18 protein-coding genes are annotated in these 21,939 nt (G+C 70.5%); 6 read left to right on the top strand and 12 right to left on the bottom strand.

Features of this window, described 5'->3' with window-relative positions:
• Nucleotides 1-234: 234 nt before the first annotated feature.
• The 3 genes from AC1DW3_RS29685 to AC1DW3_RS29675 are packed head-to-tail and all read left to right on the top strand — an operon-like array spanning nt 235 to nt 4,748.
• Complete coding sequence (locus AC1DW3_RS29685; RefSeq protein ID WP_477937707.1) at nt 235-1,575, top strand: MFS transporter; 1,341 nt, start codon at nt 235-237, stop codon at nt 1,573-1,575.
• Between the two features lie 13 nt (nt 1,576-1,588).
• A complete protein-coding gene (locus AC1DW3_RS29680) occupies nt 1,589-3,400 on the top strand; it encodes an ATP-binding protein (RefSeq protein WP_477937705.1) in 1,812 nt (603 codons plus the stop codon).
• A complete protein-coding gene (locus AC1DW3_RS29675) occupies nt 3,387-4,748 on the top strand; it encodes a sigma-54-dependent transcriptional regulator (protein WP_477937703.1) in 1,362 nt (453 codons plus the stop codon). The genes AC1DW3_RS29680 and AC1DW3_RS29675 overlap by 14 nt, the downstream gene beginning before the upstream one ends.
• Here AC1DW3_RS29675 and AC1DW3_RS29670 read toward each other — a convergent pair.
• The 6 genes from AC1DW3_RS29670 to AC1DW3_RS29645 all read right to left on the bottom strand — a co-directional run bounded on the left by AC1DW3_RS29670 (nt 4,713) and on the right by AC1DW3_RS29645 (nt 12,766).
• Nucleotides 4,713-7,838, bottom strand: coding sequence for an efflux RND transporter permease subunit (locus AC1DW3_RS29670; RefSeq protein WP_477937701.1), 3,126 nt, complete (start codon nt 7,836-7,838; stop codon nt 4,713-4,715). The two genes, AC1DW3_RS29675 and AC1DW3_RS29670, sit on opposite strands and share 36 nt — an antisense overlap.
• An 11-nt stretch (nt 7,839-7,849) precedes the next feature.
• The gene (locus AC1DW3_RS29665) at nt 7,850-9,340 is read right to left on the bottom strand and encodes an efflux RND transporter periplasmic adaptor subunit (RefSeq protein ID WP_477937699.1); all 1,491 of its coding nucleotides are present in this window, start codon (nt 9,338-9,340) and stop codon (nt 7,850-7,852) included.
• A gap of 4 nt (nt 9,341-9,344) precedes the next feature.
• Nucleotides 9,345-10,556, bottom strand: a complete 1,212-nt coding sequence (locus tag AC1DW3_RS29660; RefSeq protein WP_477937697.1) for a TolC family protein — start codon at nt 10,554-10,556, stop codon at nt 9,345-9,347.
• 105 nt (nt 10,557-10,661) lie between these two features.
• Nucleotides 10,662-10,997, bottom strand: a complete 336-nt coding sequence (locus AC1DW3_RS29655) for a hypothetical protein (protein WP_477937695.1) — start codon at nt 10,995-10,997, stop codon at nt 10,662-10,664.
• A 33-nt stretch (nt 10,998-11,030) separates the two neighbouring features.
• The gene (locus tag AC1DW3_RS29650) at nt 11,031-11,630 is read right to left on the bottom strand and encodes a chalcone isomerase family protein (protein WP_477937693.1); all 600 of its coding nucleotides are present in this window, start codon (nt 11,628-11,630) and stop codon (nt 11,031-11,033) included.
• A gap of 98 nt (nt 11,631-11,728) precedes the next feature.
• Nucleotides 11,729-12,766, bottom strand: a complete 1,038-nt coding sequence (locus AC1DW3_RS29645) for an RNA methyltransferase (RefSeq protein ID WP_477937691.1) — start codon at nt 12,764-12,766, stop codon at nt 11,729-11,731.
• A gap of 72 nt (nt 12,767-12,838) precedes the next feature.
• Between AC1DW3_RS29645 and AC1DW3_RS29640 the strand changes: the two genes are divergently transcribed.
• Genes AC1DW3_RS29640 through ispD form a run of 3 tightly spaced genes read left to right on the top strand, consistent with a single transcriptional unit; the run spans nt 12,839 to nt 15,134 of the window.
• A complete protein-coding gene (locus tag AC1DW3_RS29640; protein WP_477937690.1) occupies nt 12,839-13,588 on the top strand; it encodes a class II aldolase/adducin family protein in 750 nt (249 codons plus the stop codon).
• On the top strand, nt 13,585-14,460 hold the full coding sequence (locus tag AC1DW3_RS29635; RefSeq protein ID WP_477937688.1) for an alpha/beta fold hydrolase: 876 nt from the start codon (nt 13,585-13,587) through the stop codon (nt 14,458-14,460). The genes AC1DW3_RS29640 and AC1DW3_RS29635 overlap by 4 nt, the downstream gene beginning before the upstream one ends.
• Nucleotides 14,457-15,134 carry a 2-C-methyl-D-erythritol 4-phosphate cytidylyltransferase gene (gene ispD / locus AC1DW3_RS29630; RefSeq protein ID WP_477937686.1) on the top strand — a complete coding sequence of 226 codons (678 nt, stop codon included), beginning with the start codon at nt 14,457-14,459 and terminating at the stop codon, nt 15,132-15,134. The genes AC1DW3_RS29635 and ispD overlap by 4 nt, the downstream gene beginning before the upstream one ends.
• Here the strand turns inward: ispD and AC1DW3_RS29625 are convergent.
• From AC1DW3_RS29625 to AC1DW3_RS29600, 6 genes are all read right to left on the bottom strand, one after another.
• Nucleotides 15,124-18,171, bottom strand: coding sequence for an MSCRAMM family protein (locus AC1DW3_RS29625; RefSeq protein WP_477937684.1), 3,048 nt, complete (start codon nt 18,169-18,171; stop codon nt 15,124-15,126). The genes ispD and AC1DW3_RS29625 overlap by 11 nt on opposite strands.
• Before the next feature lie 26 nt (nt 18,172-18,197).
• Nucleotides 18,198-19,034: a fimbrial biogenesis chaperone gene (locus AC1DW3_RS29620; protein ID WP_477937682.1), complete on the bottom strand. Its 837-nt coding sequence runs from the start codon at nt 19,032-19,034 to the stop codon at nt 18,198-18,200.
• Between the two features lie 68 nt (nt 19,035-19,102).
• Nucleotides 19,103-19,567, bottom strand: a complete 465-nt coding sequence (locus tag AC1DW3_RS29615; RefSeq protein WP_477937680.1) for a DUF4402 domain-containing protein — start codon at nt 19,565-19,567, stop codon at nt 19,103-19,105.
• A gap of 4 nt (nt 19,568-19,571) precedes the next feature.
• Nucleotides 19,572-20,018 carry a hypothetical protein gene (locus AC1DW3_RS29610; protein ID WP_477937678.1) on the bottom strand — a complete coding sequence of 149 codons (447 nt, stop codon included), beginning with the start codon at nt 20,016-20,018 and terminating at the stop codon, nt 19,572-19,574.
• Between the two features lie 20 nt (nt 20,019-20,038).
• A complete protein-coding gene (locus tag AC1DW3_RS29605; protein WP_477937676.1) occupies nt 20,039-20,608 on the bottom strand; it encodes a DUF4402 domain-containing protein in 570 nt (189 codons plus the stop codon).
• 101 nt (nt 20,609-20,709) lie between these two features.
• Nucleotides 20,710-21,939: POTRA domain-containing protein (locus tag AC1DW3_RS29600; RefSeq protein WP_477937674.1), on the bottom strand; the 1,230-nt coding region annotated here is incomplete at its 5' end.

The raw sequence follows: 21,939 nt of genomic DNA, 5'->3' as shown, positions 1-21,939 counted from the left end.
GTTTTCGTGTCGTCAGCGTGAAACCGGACGGCGAGGGCAGCCGCTTCGACATGGCGAGCATCGATCTGCGCTTCTAGCGGCGGATCGCCGCCGGCGGCGGGGGCTGACCCGCCGTGGCGGCGGAAATCCGCCAGATTCAACTCTCTGATGGCCGCTCCACCCTGGGGCGGCACGGCGCACGCTGTTGGCACGCAAGCTGCTCATCCTGGGGCACAACTCCAGGAGACAAGCCCCATGTCAGCGATCTTTCCCGCGGCTTCGACCGCTTCGGCGGCGGCGCCCGACCGCATCGAATTCAGCCGCCTGAAGGCCATCCTCGTCGGCTCCCTCGGCAACCTCGTCGAGTGGTACGACTTCTACTGCTACGCGGCCTTCTCGCTCTACTTCTCGTCGTCCTTCTTCCCCTCCAGCGACCCGGTGGCCCAGTCGATGTCGACGGCGGCCATCTTCGCCCTGGGCTTCTTCATCCGGCCCGTCGGCGGCCTGCTGTTCGGCTACCTCGGCGACCGCCACGGCCGGCGCCTCGCGCTGATGGCCTCGGTGCTGCTGATGTGCGGCGGCTCGCTGCTGATCGCCTGCTCGCCCACCTATGCCGCCGTCGGCGTCTGGGCGCCGGCCATCCTGCTGTTCGCGCGCCTGCTGCAGGGCCTGAGCCTGGGGGGCGAGTACGGCTCCAGCGCCACCTATCTGTCGGAGATGGCGACGTCCAAGCACCGCGGCTTCTATGCCAGCTTCCAGTACGTGACCTTGATCGGCGGCCAGCTCACGGCCCTGGTCGTGCTGCTGGTGCTGCAGAACTTCGTGCTCGATGCCGCCCAGCTCAAGGCCTGGGGCTGGCGCATTCCCTTCTTCATCGGCGCGCTGCTGGCCATCGTCGCGCTGATCATGCGGTCGGACCTGCCGGAGACCCAGGCCTTCAAGGCCGAGAAGCAGCGCAACAAGGACCGCATGGGCGGCTTCAAGCTGCTGCTGCAGCACCCGCGCGAATGCCTCATCGTCATCGGCCTGACCATGGGCGGCACGCTGGCCTTCTACGTCTACACGACCTATATGCAGAAGTTCCTGAAGCTGTCGGTGGGCCTGACGGACGCGCAGACCACGGCCGTGTCCGCCGCCAGCCTGGTGTTCGCGGCCCTGCTGCAGCCCCTCTACGGCGCGCTGTCTGACCGCATCGGCCGCAAGCCGCTGCTGCTGGGCTTTGCCGTGCTGGGCACGATCTTCACGGTGCCGCTGCTGACGGCGCTGCGCCATGCCCAGGGGCCCTGGGAAGCCTTTGGCCTGATCGCGTGCGCCTGGCTCATCGTCAGCGGCTACACGTCCATCAACGCGGTCGTGAAGGCCGAGCTCTTCCCCGCTTCCATCCGCGCCACCGGTGTCGGCGTGCCCTATGCGATCGCCGTGTCGGTGTTCGGCGGCAGCGCCGAGTACATCGCGCTGTGGTTCAAGCAGCAGGGCATGGAGAGCGGCTTCTATTGGTACGCTACCGCGGTGATCGCCTGCTCGCTGCTCGTCTACCTGTTGATGCGTGACACGCGCCGGCATTCGCGAATTGATGCCGAGTCCGTCCACCACTGACCACCCGAAGAAGATGGCCCGCTGGCAACGCAGCCTCGCGCTGCTGTTGGCGGTGGTCTTGGGCGGCGCGGCAGTCGCCTATGCCGCCTGGCGGCTGTCGCTGGACCTGGCGCTGGCCCAGACCGGCGACGACGCGCAGCGCCACCTCCGCTTCGTCGCCCACGAGCTGACCGGCGCCCTGGACAAGTACGAGGCCGTGCCGCAGGTGCTGGCCCGTCATCCGGCGCTGGCCGGCCTGCTGGCCGAGCCCACGTCCAAGGCGCAGCAGGCTGCCGTCAACACGCTGCTCGAGGGTGTGGCCCACGATGCGGCGGCTGCGGCCATCTTTCTCATCGACGCCCAGGGCCTGACGCTGGCGGCCAGCAACTGGCGCGAGCCGCAGACCTTTGTCGGCCAGAACTACGCCTACCGGCCTTACTTCCGCGACGCGATGGCGAGTGGCGGTGGCCACTTCTATGCGCGCGGCTCCACGACCGGCACGCCGGGCTATTTCATCGCCCATCGGTTGAGTGGCCCTGCGGCGGGTGTCGTGGTGCTGAAGGTGTCGCTCGACGAGATGGAAGCCAACTGGGCGCGCAGCGCTGGCGAGCTGATGCTGGCCGACGCGCGTGGCGTGGTCTTCCTCGCCAGCCGGCCGGAATGGAAGTACCGCACGCTGCAGCCCCTGTCGGATGCGATACGCGCCGAGTTGCACGACACCCAGCAATACGGCGACCTGCCGCTGCCTGCGCTGGTGCGCGAGCCCTCGCGCGCATCGACCGAGCTGCGCATCGAGCGCATCGCCACCGCGGCGAAGAAGCTGCGTGCCCTCGTCACCGAGCAGCCCGTGCAGAGCCGCGGCTGGACGCTGCTGTCCTTCACCGAGATCCGCGGCGCCGAGCAGATCGCCGCCGGCCGCGCCTGGGCCGCGGCCCTGGGCTGGATGTCGCTGCTGCTGACCCTGGCCTATCTGCAGCTGCGCCGCCGCCGCGCCCGCGAGCGCCTGGCCGCCCAGGGCGAGCTGCGCGCCGCCTACGACAGCCTGGAGACGCGCATCGCCGAGCGCACGCGCGAACTGCAGGCACGCGTGGACGAGCTGCATCGCACCGAGCAGACGCTGCGCGCCACGCAGGACGACCTCGTGCAGGCCGGCAAGCTCGCCGTGCTGGGCCAGATGGCCGCCAGCATCACGCACGAGATCAACCAGCCGCTGGCGGCGCTGCGGGCGCTGAACGACAACGCCCGCGTGTTTCTCGAACGCGGCATGCAGGCCGATGCCGAGACCAATCTGCAGTCCATTGACAGCCTGACCCAGCGCATCGCCGCCATCGTGGGCCAGCTCAAGGGCTTTGCGCGGCGCGACGAGCTGCGCGTGCAGCCGGTGGTGGTGGCGGAAGCCTTCCAGGCCGCGGTGGCCCTGGTCAGCGCCGAAGCGCGCCGCCAGCGCGTCAAGCTCAATTGCCTGCCCGTGCCCGAAGGTCTGGCCGTGCTGGGCCAGCAGGTGCGCATCGAGCAGGTGCTCGTCAACCTGCTGCGCAACGGCATCGACGCCAGCGCCGAGAAAGGCGGCGGCACGGTCACGCTGCAGGCCGAGGTCGATGCCGGCCAGGCGCTGCTGCGCGTGACGGACGACGGCCCCGGGCTGAGCGACGACGTGCAGGCGCGCTTATTCGAGCCCTTCTTCACGACCAAGCGCCGTGGCGACGGGCTGGGCCTGGGCCTGTCCATCTCGGCCTCCATCGCCAATGCGCTGGGTGGCTCGCTGCAGGGTGGCAACGCAGCGCAGGGCGGCGCGCAGTTCACGCTGCGCCTGCCCATCACACAATCCCCGCATGACCCGCGCTGATTCCATCGATGTGCTGCTCGTCGAGGACGACGAGCATGTGCGCCTGGCCACGTCGCAGAGCTTGCGCCTGGCCGACCTGCGGGCGCACGGCGTGGACTCGGCCGAGGCGGCGCGCGCCTGGCTGCAGCCGGGCTTTGCCGGCATCGTCGTCTGCGACGTGCAACTGCCCGGCGACAGTGGCCTGGCGCTGTTGCAGCGCCTGCGCGAGCAGGACCCTGAACTGCCCGTCATCCTCGTGACCGGCCATGGCGACATCGGCATGGCGGTCGAAGCCATGCGCGACGGCGCCTGGGACTTCATCGAAAAGCCCTTCTCGGCCGAGCACCTCGTCGAGGTCGTGCGCCGCGCGCTGGCCCAGCGCCGCCTGGTGCTGGAGAACCGGCGGCTGAAGGCCCAGCTTGCCGGCGGCCCGGTCGATGGCCTGCTGGGTGCCAGCGCGGCGATGGAGCAGCTTCGCACGCTGATCGCCACGCTCGGCCCGGCACGGGTTGACGTGCTCATCCACGGCGAGACCGGTGCCGGCAAGGAGGTCGTGGCCCGCGCCCTGCACGCGGCCAGCGGCGCGAGCGGTCCCTTTGTCGCCATCAATTGCGGCGCTCTGCCCGAGAGCGTGTTCGAGTCCGAGATCTTCGGCGCCGAGGCGGGGGCCTACACGGGCGCGGCCAGGCGCCGCATCGGCAAGCTGGAGTTCGCCGGCGACGGCACGGTCTTCCTCGACGAGATCGAGTCCATGCCCATAGCCCTGCAGGTCAAGATGCTGCGCGTTCTGCAGGAGCGCAGCGTGGAGCGGCTGGGCGCCAACACGGCCGTGCCGCTGGCCTGCCKCGTCGTGGCGGCGACCAAGGTGGACCTGCTGGAGCTGGCCAGGGAAGGGCGCTTCCGCGAGGACCTGTTCTATCGCCTGGACGTGGCCGCCATCGCGCTGCCCCCGCTACGCCAGCGCCGTGAGGACATCCCGCTGCTGCTGAGCCACTTCTGCGCCCAGGCCGCCGAGCGCCTGCAGCGCCCCGTGCCGGCCTGGAGCGCCGCCCAGCTCGCCGCTTGGGCGGCGCGCGACTGGCCCGGCAATGTGCGCGAGCTGCGCAACTTTGCCGAGCGCTGGGTGCTGGGCCTCGTCACCGAGGCCGTGGCACCCCAACTGCCGACCACCAGCGAACCCGCAGCGCTGCCGCAGGCGCCACTGGACGAGGCGCTGGCTGCCGTGGAGCGGCAATGGATCGTGCAGGCGCTGCGGGAGAGCGGCGGCAATATCGCCAAGGCCGGCGAGCGCCTGGGCCTGGCGCGCAAGACCCTGCACGACCGCATCCGCCGACTAGGCCTCGACGCCGACGCCTACCGTTCCAGTTGAAGCACCGCGGTGCACCCAGCGATACAGCAGCGGCAGCACCAGCAGCGTCAGCGCGGTGGACGACAGGATGCCGCCGATGACGACCGTGGCCAGGGGGCGCTGCACCTCGGCGCCGGTGCCGGTGGCCAGGGCCATGGGCACGAAGCCGAGCGATGCGACCAGGGCCGTCATCAGCACCGGCCGCAATCTCGTCAGCGCCCCATCGCGAACGGCGCGGTCCAGCGGCAGGCCATCGTCCTGCAGCGAGCGGATGAAGGCGATCATCACGAGCCCGTTCAGTACCGCCACGCCCGACAGCGCAATGAAACCCACACCGGCCGAAATCGACAGCGGGATGTCGCGCAGCCACAGCGCGGCGATGCCACCGGTCAGCGCAAATGGCACGCCCGTGAACACCAGCAGCCCGTCGCGCACATTGCCGAACATCGCGAACAGCAGCGCAAACACCAGGCCCAGCGCCACCGGCACGACGACCTTGAGCCGCGCGGTGGCCGATTGCAGCTGCTCGAAGCTGCCGCCCCAGCTGGTCCAGTAGCCGCTCGGGATCTTCACCTTGGCTTGCAGACTGGCCTGTGCCTCGGTCACGAAGGAACCGATGTCGCGGCCGCGCACATTGGCCGTCACGACGACGCGGCGCTTGCCGTTTTCGCGGCTGACCTGGTTGGGGCCGGGGGCTTCGTCAAAGCCCGCCACTTCGCCAAGCTGCATATGCGCGCCGTTCGGTAGTCGCAGCGGCAGCCGCTTGAGGGCGTCGACGTCGCTGCGCACGCTGTCGGGCAGTCGAACCTGGATGTCGAAGCGCCGATCGCCCTGGAACAGTACGCCGGCCTCCTGCCCGCCGATGGCCGCGGCGGCGGTCTGCTGCACATCGGCCACGCTCAGGCCCAGGCGTGCGAGCTTGGCGCGGTCGATCTGCAGCGTCAGCATGGGCAGGCCGGTCGTCTGCTCGACCTTCACATCGGCTGCGCCCGGCACGCCCTGCAGCAGCTTCGCGATCTGCTCGGCCGTCGCCTCCATGACGGCCATGTCGTCGCCGAACACCTTGACCGCCACATCGCTGCGCACGCCCGAGATCAGTTCGTTGAAGCGCATCTGGATGGGTTGCGTGAACTCGTAGTTGTTGCCGGGCAGGCTCGCTGCAAGCTTCTGAAGGTCTTGGACCAGGGACGCGGTGCTGCGCTTGGGGTCGGGCCATTCATCGCGCGGTTTCAGCATGACGAAGGTGTCGGCCACGCTGGGCGGCATCGGGTCGGTCGCGATCTCGGCCGTGCCGAGCTTGGAGAACACGCGCGCCACCTCTGGGGCCTGCAGCAGCGTGCGCTCCAGCTCGCGCTGCATCTCGACGGCCTGGGTCAGACTGGTGCCGGGGATGCGCAGCGCATGCACGGCGAAATCGCCTTCGTCCAGGCTGGGGATGAACTCGCTGCCCATGCGCGTGGCCAGCAGTGCGCTCAGGGCCACGGCCACGCCGGCGATGGTCAGCACCAGCGGCGGGTGAGCCAGCGTCCAGTCCAGCAGCGGCGCATAAGCGCGCCGGGCCCAGGCCATCAGCCGGTTCTCCTTTTCGCCGACCTTGCCGCCCATCCACAGCGCCACGGCCGCGGGAATGAAGGTCACCGACAGCAACATCGCGCCCAGCAGTGCCGCCACGACCGTGAAGGCCATCGGGTGGAACATCTTTCCCTCCACGCCGCTGAGCGCAAAGATGGGCAGGTAGACCACCATGATGATGAGCTGGCCGAACAGCAGCGGCCGGCGCGCCTCGCGGGCGGCGGCGAAGACTTCGGCGAAGCGTTCGTCGCGGCTCAAGGCTCGGCCCGCCGCGGCCTGGGCATGCGACAGCCGCCGCACGCAGTTCTCGACGATGACGACAGCGCCGTCGATGATGATGCCGAAGTCCAGTGCCCCCAGGCTCATCAGGTTGGCGCTGACCTTGTTGGCGACCATCCCCGTGAACGTGAACAGCATGGCCAGCGGGATCACGGCCGCCGTGATGACGGCCGCGCGCAGATTGCCCAGGAAGGCGAACAGCACGGCGACGACGAGCAGGGCGCCTTCCAGCAGGTTGGTCCGCACGGTGGCGATCGCCTTGTCGATCAGCGTCGTGCGGTCATACACCGTCTGCGCGACGACGCCGGCCGGCAGGCTGCGGTTGATCTCCTCCAACCGCCGGTCCACGGCCAGGGACACCTGGCGGCTGTTCTCGCCCATCAGCATGAAGACCGTACCGAGCACGACCTCGTGGCCGTTGTCAGTGGCGGCGCCGCTGCGCAGCTCCTGGCCGATACCGACGTCCGCCACATCGCGGACGCGCACCGATCCACGGATGACGATGTCGGCGATGTCTTCCACGCCCGCCAGTTGGCCCGGCGCGCGGATCAGCACCTGTTCGCCGCGCCGCTCGATGTAGCCCGCGCCGACGTTGGCGTTGTTGCGCTCCAGCGCCTGCACCAGCTCTCGCCAGTCGATGCCGTGGGCCACCAGCTTGTCGGGCCAGGGCGCCACCTGGTACTCCTTGGCGTAGCCGCCGATGCTGTTGATCTCGGTCACGCCGGGCACCGTGCGCAGCTGCGGCTTGACGATCCAGTCCTGGATCTCGCGCAGGTCCATCGGCGTGTAGGGCGTGCCGTCGGCCTTCAGCGCACCGGGCTTGGTCTCGACCGTCCACATATAGATCTCGCCCAGCCCCGTCGCGATGGGGCCGAGCGCGGGCGTCAGGCCGGCCGGCAGGCTGGCACGCGCCTGCTGCATGCGCTCGCCGACGAGCTGGCGGGCGAAGTAGATGTCGGTGCCCTCCTTGAACACGACGGTGACCTGCGACAGGCCGTAGCGCGACAGCGAGCGCGTCTGCTCCAGCCGGGGCAGGCCGGCCATCGCCGTCTCGATGGCGAAGCTGACGCGCTGCTCGGCCTCCAGCGGCGAATAGCCCGGCGCCTCGGTGTTGATCTGCGCCTGCACATTGGTGATGTCGGGCACGGCGTCGATGGGCAGGCGCTGGTAGCTGAACACGCCCAGCACCGCCATGCCCGCCACGGCCAGCAGCACCAGCCAGCGCTGGGCGATGGCGAATCGGATGAGTTTTTCAAACATGGCCGTGTCTCTCAATGGTCATGCTCGGCACCGGCCTTGCCGATGTCGGCCTTGACCAGGAAGCTGTTCTTCGCCGCATAGCGCTCGCCGGCGTTCAGCCCCTTGAGCACCTCGACGTTGCGGTCATCGCTGCGTCCCAGCATCAGCGGCCGGGCCTCGAATTGCTGGCCATACCGGCCGAACACGACGGTGGCGCCGCGCAGCGTCTGCACCGCTTCGGCCTCGACGGCCACGGCCACCTCGGTTGCGCTGGCGCTCAAGCCCACGGTGACCGGCAGCCCCGGCCGCCACAGTCCCTTGGGGTTGGCCAGCACCAGGCGTGCGGTCGCACTGCGGCTCTGCTCGCCCACCAGTGCTCCCACGTAGCTGAGCTTCGCCTCGCCCTGGGCCTCGAAGGCGCTGGCCCTGACCTGCGCCGCCATGCCCTCCTGCAGCTGGTGGAGGTCCTTGGCCGGCACGGTCAGCTCGACCCAGACGCTGGACAGGTCGGCCAGCTGGAAGACCGGCGCGTCCTCCTTCAGCGCCTCGCCGATGCTGATCTTCTTGTCGACGACGACGCCGTCGATCGTGGCGCGGATCTCGTGCCGCGTGAGCCCCTGCGCGTCACCCGCCGAGGCGCCCAGCGCGGCCAGCTTCTGCCGCGCCGCCTCGACGGCGATTTCGGCCTCCTGCATGGCCTGTCGGGCGGCCAGGTAGTCCTGCTCGGCGGAGATCTTGTCCTCCCACAGCTTCTTCTCGCGCTCGTGCGTCGTGCGTGCCAGCGCCAGGCGCTTGCCTGCCGACAGCAGCTCGCCGCGCTGGTCGGCCAGCGCCGGGCTGGAGATGACGGCCAGCACCTGGCCGCGCTTGACGCGGTCGCCGGCATTCACGCGCACGGCCTCGACGAGGCCGCCCAGGCGCGGTGTGATGACGACGGCGCGGTCCTGGTTCAGCTTCACCTCGCCCAGCAGCTGCAGCGTGCTGGCGATGCGCGCCGGCCCGGCCGTGGCCAGCACGATGCCGTTGTGGCGCAGCTGCTCGTCGCTGACGGTGACGCGGTCCTCGACCTGCTCGAAGCGGAACTCGTAAGCTTTGCCGCCGACATTGGCCGTGAGGGTGGCAGCGAAGGAATGCGGCTCCTCGACGACGCCCGCGCCCTTCAGATAGGCGCCCTCCGGCTGGAAGGCGAAGGCCTGCGGCGCGCGGCCCAGGCGCTGCAGCGTCACGCCGACCTCGGCCTGCGCAGGCGCCAGCGGCTTGCCGTCGCGGTACAGGTAGACGCGGAACTGCGGCTCCACGCCGGTCTCGAAGATGGTCAGTTCCAGGCCGAAGCCGTCCTGGCCGAACAGGCGGCCGCCATGCGGGCCATTGTTCACGACTGCCGTGGCCGGCTCGTCAGCGTGCGGCTTCTCGTCGTGGTCATCATGTGCCTGGGGCTTGTCGTGGCGCAGGATGGCCACGCCCAGCAGCAGGCCCACGGCCAGCACGGCGGCAATGGCCAGGGTGCTCTTTTTCTTGTTCATCGCTTCAGTCCTCGTTCGGTGGGGTGCGGCCGAGCAGGCGGTCCAGCTCGGCGGCGGCGCGGTGGGCCTCGGCGCTGGCCTGCAGCAACTGGCGGCGCAGCTGGAACAGCGTGCGCTGCGCGTCCAGCACGTCCAGGAAGGCGAACTTGCCGAGTTCGTACCCCTTCAGCGCGGCCTCGTAGGCGGTCTGGGCCGTGGGGAGCACGTCGTCGCGCAGCAGCTGCGCCTGCTCGCGTCCCAGGCGCAGCCGCGCGGTGGCCTGGGCCACGTCGGTGTTCAGCTTCAGCGTCGCGGCGGTCAGTGCCTCGCGCGCCTGGTCTTCTCGGCGCAGGGCTTCCAGCAGGCCGCCCTGGTTGCGGTCGTTGACGGGCAGTGCCAGCGAGAAACCGATGACGGCCTGCGTGCGGCCGAGTTCGGCGTCGCGTTTGGCGCCCAGCGTCACGGTCACGTCGGGCACGCGGCGCGCGCGTTCTCCCTCGCTCAAGGCCTGGCGGCGCGCGATATCCAGCCGCGCCAGGCGCAACGACGGCGCTTCGGCCATCGCCTCGGCCAGGCGCTGCTCGTCGGGCGGGCCGGGCAGGGCGGCGGTGTCACCGTCGGCCTGCGCCGCTGCCTGCGGCCCCTGGCCCCACAACGCCGCGAGGCGGCCGCGTGCCAGCAGCAGCTCGCTCTGCGCCTGGGCCAGCTCGGCCCGCGCGCCGGCCTCGGCGACACGGGCCTTGGCCAGTTCCAGCGGCGGCACCTTGCCGGCCTGCAGGCGCTTGTCGGCGGCGCCTGCCGCGCTGCGCGCCAGCGCCAGCGACGAGTCTGCGAGTCGCAACTGTTCCTGCGCGCCGAGCAGGTCGAGGAAGGCGATAGCCACGGCGGCGCGCACGTCGGCCCGCCTGGCTGCCAGTGCCACGGCGGCCTGCTCGCGCGCCTGAGCGGCGGCGGCCTGGCGGGCGGCACGCTTGCCGCCCAGTTCGATGGCCTGGGACAGCTGAACGGTACTGGTGCGCGTGGCGCTGCGGGTGTCTTCCAGCAGCACGCCCAGCTCGGGGTTGGGCCGCGCTCCGGCCTGCAGCTCAGCGCCTTGCTGCGCCTGCAGCTCCAGCCGCGCGCCGGCCAGTTCGGGGTTGTGGGTGAGGGCCAGGCGTTGTGCCTCGGCCAGGGTCAGGGCATGGCTGGCGGGCGCCAGCACCATGCACAGCAAAAAGCCAACAGCAGGGCTTCGCATCGAACTCTCCAGGGGTTGTGGGAACAACGGCGGACGGTTCGGCGCGCGCCCGGCACCCAGCGGGTGCCGCGCTTCAGATCAAGAGGAGGGAAGCGGCGCGCCGAATCAGGCGCGCAGCCAATTGGGGCGTTCGAGCCCGGCGGGGATGTAGGACTTGAGCCGCAGCGCATCGGCGGGCTCGGGAGCCAGCGTCTGCGGTGCCGCGAGAGCATCGCGCTCGGCCAGCGGCGTGGCGCAGCCGGCATGGTGGCAGTGGCAATGCCCGGTCTCGCAGACCGGGTGGGTGTCGCCGGCCTTGGCCGTGTGGGATTGCTCGCCACCCAGCTGCGACAGGCCGGTCTTCTCGCCGCCCAGTTCGTCCACGCAACACAGCGCTGCGCCGGCCCAGGACAACTGGGCGGCGACGAGCAGGTTCAGCAGGACAAGAAACCAGCGGCGCATGCCGAGGATTCTAGGAGGCCTGCTTGAAGCGCCTCAGGCCGTGGGGCCTTGCAGCAGCGCGTCGCGCAGATTGGTGTCGGCCGGCGACTCGCCGAACCAGATCTTCAGCACCATGGTGAAGAACTCGTCGTCGCCGATGGGCTCGCCCTGAGGCTGGCCCTGGATGTAGAACTGCGTGCCCTTGCCGGGCACGAAATCCATCGTGAAGGTGTCACCGGGCATCAGCTTGGGCTTGCCAGAGAAGACTTCGATCAGGCGGGTCGTGGCCAGCGTGTGGCGGGTCATCTGCTGGCTGGGCGTGTTGTCGCTGATGCCGCGCAGGAAGAGGCGGCCCAGGTCGGTGCCGGGCAGTTCGCGCAGCGCGGTGAACTGCAGCCGCTTGGGGCCTTGCAGGGCCAGCAGCTCCGCAGCCGTGCCGACATGCCTGGTCGTGTACAGACCCATGTCATAGGCCTTGAAGACGAGACGCACACGGGTGCCCTTGCCATTCAGTTGCAGCGTGCTGCCGCCCAACTGGGCCGTCGGCTCGAACTTGCTGGCCGTGTTGGCGGCCGAGGCCTGCAAGCACAGGGCGGCGCCTGCGATCAGGGCGGCCATGCGGGCTTGCCTGGCCAGCGTCTGAAGCTGAATCATGTCTTCTCCGAAGTGATCTCTGCGCGCAGCGAGGCCGCTGCGGCGCCGCGATTCTGCGGGTGGAACCGCGTGTACCCGGCTCCCCGGATACCCTCGAATCAGGCGTGAATCCTCACAACGCGAACCGGCCGGCCGACGGCCTCGCGGGCGCGCAACTGGCCGCAGCCGCCTTCGACGTCCTGGCCGGCCGAGTCGCGCAGCTTGGTCAGCACGCCGCGGCTGGACAGCTCCGCCGCGATGGCGCGAGCGCGCTCCCAGCTCGGCCGCGTGAAGGGCAGGCCGGGCGCGCTGTTGAACGGGATCATGTTCAAGAGGCCGTAGCGACCCTTGAGCAGCTGAACGATGCCGTCCAGCTCCTCGGGGCCGTCGTTGACGCCGTCGAGCAGCGTCCACTGGTACTGGATGGGGTAGCCACTGGCGCGGGCATAGGCGTCGGCGGCCTCGACGAGGGCCTGCGGCGTCAGCCGCGGTGCGCGGGGCAGCAGGCGCTCGCGCTTGGCGGCGTCGGTCGTGTGCAGCGACAGGGCCAGCGCCGGCTTGACCGTGGCGGCGTTCAAGGCCTCGAAGGCGCGTTCGTCGCCGACGGTGGAGAACACCAGTTGCTTGTGCGCAAACCCGCCCTCGCGGCCCAGCAGCGTGATCGCGTCCAGCACATTGGCCAGGTTGTGCGCGGGCTCGCCCATGCCCATGAAGACGACCTTGCGCAGCTTCGGCTGCTTGCGCCGTGCCATGACGACCTGGGCCACGATCTCCGCGCTGCCGACCTGGCGTATCAGCCCGTCGACTCCGGTCATGCAGAACTGGCAGCCGACCGCGCAGCCCACCTGGCTGGACACGCACACGCCTTCGCGCGGCAGCAGCACGGTCTCCACGGTCTGGCCGTCGGTGAGGCCGAGCAGCAGCCGGGCCGATTCGCCATCGCCGCCGGCATGCTCGCTGCGCAGCGTGACGAGGCTGTCCAGCGCCGCCATCAGCCCCGGCAGCGCCTCCATGACCGCCTTGGGCAGGAAGCCCTGCAGCGGCCGCTTGCCACCGTCCAGCGGCAGGCTGTGCAGCCAGTGGCGCAGCACGCGGCTTTCGTGGTCGGGGTTGGCGCCGAGCGCACGCAGGCGCTGGCGGAGGTCGGCAATCAGCATGGGAACGGAGGTGACAACAGCCCGGCGATTGTCGGCGCTATGCTGGATCGACCCTTTTCACGAGGAGACACCATGGCCAAGCCTGAGAACTGCGCCCCCGAAGAATGGGCCGTCCGCTGCGACCTGGCGGCGCTGTACCGCCTGGCGGCCCTGCAGGGCTGGGACGACCTGATCTTCACCCACATCTCGGCCCGCGTGCCCGGCCCCGAGCATCACTTCCTCATCAACCCCTACGGGATGATGTTCGAGGAGATCACGGCCAGCAGCCTGGTGAAGGTGGACCAGGCCGGCGAGAAGGTCGCGCCCAGCGACTACAACGTCAACCCGGCCGGCTTCATCATCCACAGCGCCGTGCATGAGGCGCGCGAGGATGCGATGTTCGTCATGCACCTGCACACGGTGGCCGGCGTGGCCGTCAGCACGCAGCGCGAGGGCCTGCTGCCGATCTCGCAGCACAGCCTGTTTCCGCTGGCCTCGCTCAGCTATCACGACTACGAGGGCGTCGCGCTCAACCCCGAGGAGAAGGTCAGGCTCGTCGCCGATCTCGGCCGTGCCTCGCTGATGCTGCTGCGCAATCACGGCCTGCTGACGCTGGGCCATAGCGCGGCCGACACCTTTTTGAAGATGTTCATGCTGCAACGCGCCTGCGAGATCCAGATCGCGGCCCAGGCGGGTGGTGGTGAGCTGATCCGCATCCCGCAGCAGATCCTGGCCGGCATCCGCGCCCAGAGCGACAAGGTCATGCGCGGCTCGGGTGCCGAGCTGGCCTGGCCGGGGCTGCTGCGCCGCCTGGCGCGCCAGAACCCCGGGCACGACGCGTGACGCCCAGCGTCGAGGCCTGGCAGGCGGCGGGCCGGTATTTCCTGTTCAACGGTTACCGCGTCTTCATCCGCACCGATGGCCCGCCCGATGCGCCGGCACTGCTGCTGATCCACGGCTTCCCGACGGCGAGCTGGGACTGGTGCAAGCTCTGGCCGGACCTGGCGCGCAGCCACCGGCTGGTGGCCGCCGACATGCTGGGCCTGGGCTTCTCCGCCAAGCCGCGCGGCCACCGCTACACGGTGGGCGAGCAGGCCGACCTCTTTCTGGCCGCGCTGGCCGAAGCGGGCGTCCAGGAATGCGCGGTGCTCGCCCATGACCTCGGCGACACGGTCGCCCAGGAGCTGATCGCCCGCGCCATCGATGGCCGTCTGCCGGTCAAGCTGCGCGGCGTCATGCTGCTCAATGGCGGCCTCTTCCCCGAAACGCACCGGCCGGTGCTGCTGCAGAAGCTTTTGCTGTCGCCGCTGGGCCCGCTGATCGCCCGTCTGTCCAGTCGCGCCAAGCTGGGGGCGAACCTGACGGCGATTGCTGGTGATACCAAGCCAGGCACCGAAGAGCTTGACGCGATGTGGGCGCTGATGAGCCGCGACGACGGCCGCCTCGCCTTGCCCGGGCTGATCCGCTACATGGTCGAGCGCCGCGAGAACCGCGAGCGCTGGGTCGGTGCCCTGCAGCGCTGCCCCGTGCCGCTGACCGTCATCAATGGCAGCGCCGACCCGATCTCGGGCGCGCACATGATTGCGCGGCTGCGCGAGCTGCAGATTTCCGCCGACGTCGTCGAGTTGGCGCGTGTGGGCCACTACCCGCAGATGGAGGCGCCCCAGGCCGTGTTGGCGGCCGTGCAGCGCGCGCTTGAGAAGATGCGGGCATGACACGTTTCTTCGCCCTTGTTCCCGCCGCCGGCATCGGCGAGCGCTCCGGCGCCGGCATCCCCAAGCAATACGTCGACATCGCCGGCCGGCCCATGCTGGCCCACACGCTCGCCGCCCTCGCGGCTGTGCCGCGTGTCGCGCAGACCCTGGTCGTGCTGTCGCCCGCCGATGACCGCTTCGAGACCGCGTTGCCGGGCCATGGCGGCTGGGTCGCCCGCGTCGGCGGTGCCAGCCGCGCCGAGAGCGTGCTGGGCGGTCTGGCCGAGCTGCGCCGTCGCGGCGCGAGCGACGCCGACTGGGTGCTGGTGCACGACGCCGCCCGCTGCCTGCTGCGTCCCGAGTGGGTGGATGCGCTGATCGATGCTTGTGCCGACGACGCCGTCGGAGGCCTGCTGGCCCAGCCCATCGCCGACACGCTGAAGGCCGGCGACGCCGATGGCCGCGTGACAGCCACCGTGGACCGCCGCGGCAAATGGGCCGCGCAGACACCGCAGATGTTCCGCCTCGGCCTCGTCGAGAAGGCCTTGACCGCGATGGGTGCGGCCGCCACCGACGAAGCCAGCGCCGTCGAGGCCCTGGGTCTGGCGCCACTGCTGGTGCGTGCGTCGATGGCCAACTTCAAGGTGACGTGGCCGGAGGATTTCGAGCTGGCCGAGCGCTGCCTCAGAGCCTGAGCTCCAGATCCTCACCGCTCAGGAAGTCCCCGTTGGCCGGCACGTCCAGGCCGCGTTCCAGCTTGCCCTTCAGCTTGAGCTTGGCCGCCTGCTCGGGTGCGATGCGCAGGCGCAGCGCGCCAGGCGTGACCTGGTGGAAGAGGTAGTAGCCGTCCGCCGAGCTGGTCGTCGTCGCGACGACCTCGCCCTTGGCATTGACCAGCTCCACCTGCGCGTCGCCGATGCCGCGCTTCTTGGCACCCGCTTCGACCAGATAGATGGTGCCCTCGACCTCGGAGGTCAGCACGACCGGGAACTCCAGCTGCTCGACGCGGCCGGGTCGGGGCAGCACGCGCACGCCGGGCGTCAGCGGCTTCCACTGCGGGTCTTCCAGCGTGGTGGGGTCCAGCGCGATATCGGCATAGCGGCCGGGTGCCAGGCGGTTCAGCAGCGCGACGCCGCCGGCGTCGGTCAGGCGCGGGTGGCGGCCGCCGCCGTTGAGCAGGAAGCCGGCGTTGGGCACGAAATCCTCGTCGGGGTCGCGGATGCCGTTCATGTTGCGGTCGACGAAGGCCCGGGCCGACACGGCGCCGCTGCCGGCCAGTGGCTGGCCATCCAGCTGCCAGCGGCCGCTGCGCGGGTCGCGGTCCAGCGCGACGAAGAGCTGCATGCCCACGGCCAGCTCGTGCTGGCTGGAGTAGCTGGCGCTCATCGCCAGGCCGAATGTCCCAAGGTTCTTGCTGAAGCCCGCCGCCACCAGCGTCAGGCCCGAGTCCATGCTGCGCAGCAGGCCGGCGTTGAGCAGATAGCCGTCGCCGAGGCTGCGGTCGGCGCTGATGGCGACGGCCTGCAGGCTGGCGCCGGGCTGCAGCCGGTAGTTGAACTGCGCGTTCAGGCCGATGTCGGCGACGCGCCGGCTGATCTGCAGCGTGCCGTCGGTGACGCTGTCATCGCCGTTGCGCTGCCAGCGCAGGCTGTTGGACAGGGCCGTGCCCCACAGCATGCTGGAGGTGCGCAGGCCGAGCTGGACGTTGGCCGGCCCGCGGTCCAGCTTGTTGCGCACGGCGTTGAAATCGATGACGACGCGCGGCAGCCCGCCCAGGCGCACGCCGCCCTGCAGGCGCAGTTCGTCGCGCTGGCGCACGCCGCCGGCCACGTCGGCGAACTGGTCGTTGACGAAATTGCCCTGGCGCTGGGTGTGCAGCAGGTCCAGCGCGAAGCTGCCCAGGCGCGTCTTCATGCCAACCTCGCCCAGGGCGCCGCCGCCGCGCATGCCGACGAGCTGCGAGCTGAGGATCATCGAGTCGAGATAGGCCAGCAGGCCGAGCTGGCCGTAGTCCAGGGCCTCGGTGACGACGCCGGCCACCAGGCGCGGGCGGCGCACCAGGCCGACCTTGCCGGTCAGCTTCTTGCCGATGCCGATGTCGGCCTGGGCCACGCTGCGCACCGAGCCGTCGTCGGCCACCTGCGAGGCCAGCGTGTAGAAGACCTGGCCGGGCTTCACGCTGGCCTGGTCGAGCAGGAAGCTCTGTTTCTCCACGCGCAGCTGGCCCAGCGGGCCGTGGAAGACGAGGCGGAACTCGTTGGGACCGAAGGACAGCGGCAGGTCGTCGAAGGCGTACTGGCCATCGGCGCGCGAGGACTGGTAGCCCAGCAGCTGGTCGTTGTAGTACAGCGTCACGTCCCAGCCTGGCTGCAGGTCGCCGCGCAGGCTGTGGCGGTCGAAGCTGTTGGGCTGGTCCAGCGGCCGGTTGCTGACCGACACGCCATTGCCCTTGGCGCTGCCCTGCATGACGTTGCGCACACTGGGCAGCGCGAGATTGCCCAGCGCCACGGAGCGCGCCTGCAGGGGCCCGAGCAGGCCGGCGTCAGGATCGTTGCGGGCCAGCGTCAGGCGCAGGTCGGGCCTGGCCTTGTCCTGGGTCTTGAGCACATAGGCCGAGCCCTCCATGCCGAGCAGGTCGCTGGTGATGAAGGCGGTGTAGGCGGCCTTGTACTGGCGCGAGTTGCGGCCGCGGCGCGCGTCGGCGCCGAAGGACTGGTCGATGGACGGCACGTCGATCAGCGCCGGCGTGGACGGCGCATACGGGTAGTTCGGCCGCTCGGCGGGCTGCACGCCGGCCAGGGCCGCGGCCAGGCGCTCGCGCTCCAGCCTCTCCTGCAGCGGCAGCTTCTCGCGCGGCACGACCTTCAGCTTGAGGGTGGTGAGGTCGACCTGCAGCTCCAGCGGCAGCCAGCGCGTCAGCAGCTGGCGTGACACATAGATGTCGTCGCCGACGACGCCGGCCAGGCGCGGCTCGAAGTTCTGCTCCCGGCCGCCCAGGCTGACGAGGGACTCGGCCAGGTTCAGCGCGAAGCCGCGCTCGCCGGGCAGCCGGCCGTCTGCGCTGCCGCGGTCAGGCTTCACCTGGATGGCCAGCATCAGCAGGCGCGACAGCTCGCCCAGCGGCAGCAGGGTCTGGGTGCCGTCCTGGTAGGCGCTGAGGCTGTCGGACACCACCTGGCCGTCCAGCATCACCTCCAGCACGAGGAGGTTGGTCTCGTCGATGCGGCGTGGCCCCGCCGGCCGCGGCGGTGCGGGCGGCTGGGCCACCACGGCGTCGCGGGCGCGCAGGCGCAGCTGCCAGTGCGGCAGGTCGACGGCCAGTTCCAGGTTCAGCCAGCGCGCCAGCAGCTGCGTCGACACATAGATGTCGCCGCCTATGGCCTGGGCCAAGCGCGGCTCGAAGGACTGGCGCCGTTCGCCGATGCGCATGCTGGACTCGACCAGGTCCAGGCAGAAGGGCTCGCCCGAACCCGGCAGCGTGCCGGCGGCGCGGCCCGACACGGTCTGCACGCGGATGTCCAGTCCGAGCAGCCTGGAGATGCTGCCCAGCGGCAGCAGCACCTGGTAGTCGGTCTGGTAGGCGTCGAGCGGTTCGGCGAGGCTGCGGCCGTTGAGCTGTACTTCAAGGCGGCGCAGCGGTGTCGCGGCGTCGTCCGGCGCGGCTTGGGCGAGCAGCAGCGGCGCGGCCAGCAGGGCCGCGGCGATGGCGCGGAGAAGGCGGGGCAGGGCCATGGCGCGCATCGCGCGGGCGCCGGCCGTCAGGGGAGGGCGAGGCTGGTCTCGGCCAGCAGCTTGCCGCCGGATTCGGGACGTTCGCGCAGGGCCAGCTTCAGCGTGCCGGCGGGCAGGGTGTTGCCCGAGGGCAGCTGCAGCGGCAGTTGCACGCGCCGGGCCGCATTGGGCACGTAGACGGCCACGCCGCCGGCGCGCGCCACCTCGAAGGTGACGCCGGCCGTGGTCGTGAAGGTGGCGACCAGGTCGCCATAGACGGAGCGGTTGCCTTCGCGCTTCATCTGGAAGGACAGGGTGCCTGGGCCCGCCGCCGACGCCGGCTGCAAGCCCAGTTCGGACAGCTCGACCTTGGCATGGGTCTCGCCTTGCCTGACGATGACCGGGATGGACGCACCCACCAGGGCCTGGATGACGATGCCGACGTCCTTGCCTTCGCGCCTGGCCACGTCCTCGACGCTGCTGGCGCCCGTCGCCTCGGCCACGCGGTCGAATTGCAGATGGGAGCGGTATTCGCCGCTGGCGAGATCCTCGGGCTTGCGCAGCAGGATGCGCACGATCTGCGAGCCACCGGGCGGGATGGTGACCTGGCGCGGCGAGTAGCGCAGCATGGCATCGGCGAACTGCTCGCCGGGGCCGGGTGCGTCGATGGCGATGAACTCGCCGTTCGGGCCCATGCGGCGGTTGACGAGGTTGATGCGGTAGGTCTCGGGCGTCTTGCCCTGGTTCATCAGTTCGACCTGGGCGGCGCGCTGCTGCTTGTCGAAGACGATGCGCGTGGGGAAGAGCATCAGGTCCGCGAAGGCGGCGTGCGGCAGCAGCAGCCCGAGGGCCGCAAGCAGGAAAAGCTGGGGTGTTGCACGCATGCCGGCATGGTCGCCAGGACTTGAGCGCGGCAAAGCTCGGAAAAGCGCGGCAGTTGCCGTGCAGTTCGTTACTGGTAGTTCACCGTCACGTTGAAGCTGCCGGAATAGCTGCCCGTGGCCTGCAGGTTGCCGACGCTCAGCGTCGCCCCGACGTTGATGGTCTGCGTGCCGCCGCCCGACAGCACGCCAGTGCCCGAGGGGCTGCTGACAAAGCTGTTCAACGCCATGCTGCCGCTGGCACCGTCGGTGAGGAAGGTGGTGCCGTCCGCCGGCAGCGTGATGACGAAGACGGCACTCGGCGTGCCCGTGATCGTGAACTGCGCGGCGCTGGCCGTACCGGCCTGATTGACGAGGATGACGCTGCCCGTCTTCATGCGGGCGCCGCCCGGCGTGACGGTGACCGTGCCGCCACTGCCCGCCGTGAAGGCGCCGAAGGACAGGCCGCCCGTGTTGACCAGGGTCTGGCCCGAGGCCGACACGCTGGCGAGCAGCAGCAGCCAGGGCAGGGCGAGGTGCCAGGCCGGTTGGCGCATGGCCTCAGTTGAAGGCGACGATGATGACGAGCGGGGCCTCGCCATCGCCGCCGTCGCCCGTGGGCGTGGCGGCAGCCACCGACACGGCCGCTGCCGGGCCGCGTGCCAGCAGCGCTGCACCGGTCGTGGGGACGATGTCGACGCCGAAGGCCTGCCGGGACTCCACGGCGGCAGCGATCCAGACGGGCAGGGCGCGCAGGCTGGCCGGTGTGGTGGCGCTGGCGACGCGCGGCACCAGGGCGCCGGTCGCCGGGCCCGCGGGAGCGTCCTGGGCCAGCAGCAGGTCCTGCACGCTGACGGGCACGCCCAGCCAGGCGGTGACCGTCACCGGCACGATGACCGCGGCGCTGGCCTGGGCCGTGGCGCTGGCGCCCACGGCCGGGCCCGCCGGCATCAGGCTGCACAGCAGCGCGGCGGTGGTGCCGAGGGTGGTGTGGCGGGCGGTCGTCATGGCCGCGATGGCGTGCAGCCTCAGTTGTAGGCGACGGTCACCTTGACGACGCCCGTGTAGGTGCCCGCAGCCTGGGCGGCGCCGACGGTCAGCTTGCCGCCGACGAAGATATAGGCCGCGCCGGAGGACAGCGTGCCGGTCGCCGCGTCGGAGGTTTCATCGGTCTTGCCGGTGGCAGTGGCCGCTGCCAACGCCTCGGTGATCCAGTCGACGGCCATCGTGTTGGCGCTGGCATCGGTCAGCACGGTGTCGCTGCCGGTGTAGTCGATGGAGAAGGTGTTGTTGCCGGAACCGGTCACGTCGAAGCGTGCGGCCACGCCGGCGACGCCTGTGGGCAGCGCGGCGGCGCCGGACTTGGTGCGGGTGCCGTCGGTCGCCAGCGTCACGATGCCGTTGCCGGCGACGAGATTGCCGAACACGAGGTCGGCGGCCTTGGTCACCGCGATGGGTTGCAGCACGACGCCCGTGGCGGTGGCGGTGGCGTTGTCGGCGGCCTGCACGGACCGCATGCCGGCGGCGCCCAGCAGCACCAGGGCGCTCAGCGCGAGCAGGCCCTGAAGCCGTGTGATTCGATGCAACGATGTCGTCATGGGATGCTCCTCGGCTCCTGGAATGTGCCGACCTGCGAATGCTGCAGGCCCGTTCAACAGGCTTATCGGCAGATGAGAGCGGGGCTTGACTGCCATTTTCTCTACCAGCTCGGTCCGAGCAGCAAATAGGCGGCCGTCTCGCCACCGCGCGTCGCGCCGAGCGCCAGGTAGAAAGGCCCGAAGCGCGTGTCCACGCTGAGGAAGCCGCTGACGGCCTGCTTCCAGCCGCTGCTGGGCAGGTTGGACAGCTTGAGCCCCGAGCCGGCGCCGATGGCACCCGTCTCCAGCGAGAAGCCGATGCGCACGGCACCGCCCAGGCCCACCGGCATCTCGCCGATGCGCCGCGCCATGACGAGGCGCAGCAGGGTCATGTTCTCGCCCACCAGCGACGCATCGGGCGTGCCGGACAGGCGCAGATAGCCGCCCAGTGAGCGTGCCTGGCCGCGCTCCGCATGCGCCGCCTCGCCATAGAGCTGGCCGGCCCACTCGCCCAGGCGGAAGGCCGACAGGCCGATCAGCGAGGCGTTGATGACGCTGTCCTCGCCGCGCGGGTGCAGCCATTCGATGCGCGCCGTCGTCCACTGGCCGCGGCTGGGGAAGGCCAGGGAGTCCAGCGTGTCGGTGTGCAGTTCCAGGTATTGCTGGGCATAGGTCTGCGAGCGCCGGCCGCCTTCGGGCAGCACCGGGATGATGACTTCATCGGAGGCGCGCAGCTTGCCTATGCCCAGCCGCAAATCACCCAGGCCGGCGATGCGGTGGCCGAGTTCGAGCTGGCCGCTGGCCAGGCTGCTGGACAGGCGCAAGGCGCGCTGGCCCTGGTTGAAGACATCGTTGCTGCCGGCCTCGAAGCCGACCTTGGCGGCCGCGAACCAGCGTGAGCCCGGGCCCAGCGGCTGATAGAACTCGGTGTTGAGCCCGCGGGTGGAGCCGATGCGGGCCACGGTGCGCAGTTCGGCGCCCCAGCGGTTGAGCCAGTCGGCCACGTGCATGCCGACGAGGGAGTAGCGGTTGGCGTCGGCGAAGTTGCTGTAGAGCTCCAGGCCGAAGCGCACGCGGCTGGCGGCCCAGTCGGCCTCGGTGAGCTTGAGCTCGACGAAGCGCCGCCCCTCGCGGTCGTCGATCTCGGTCTCGATGCGCTCGAAGTCGCCGGTGCCGTCCAGGCGCTCGACGGCGCGGGTCAGCTCCGCGCGGCCGACCCGCTCGCCGGGCTGCAGGGCCAGCTCGGCGCGCAGGGCTTCGGCATTGACGCGCTGGGTGCCACTGATCTTCAGCTCGGCCAGGGGCAGGGTGGGCAGGGCGGATTCGGGCGTGCCCAGGCGACGCGCCTGCAG

It is taken from the genome of Roseateles sp. P2_H4, assembly GCF_056403315.1.
The sequence above is the reverse complement of the archived record's forward strand: the minus strand, read 5'-3'. Positions and strand labels throughout refer to the sequence as shown.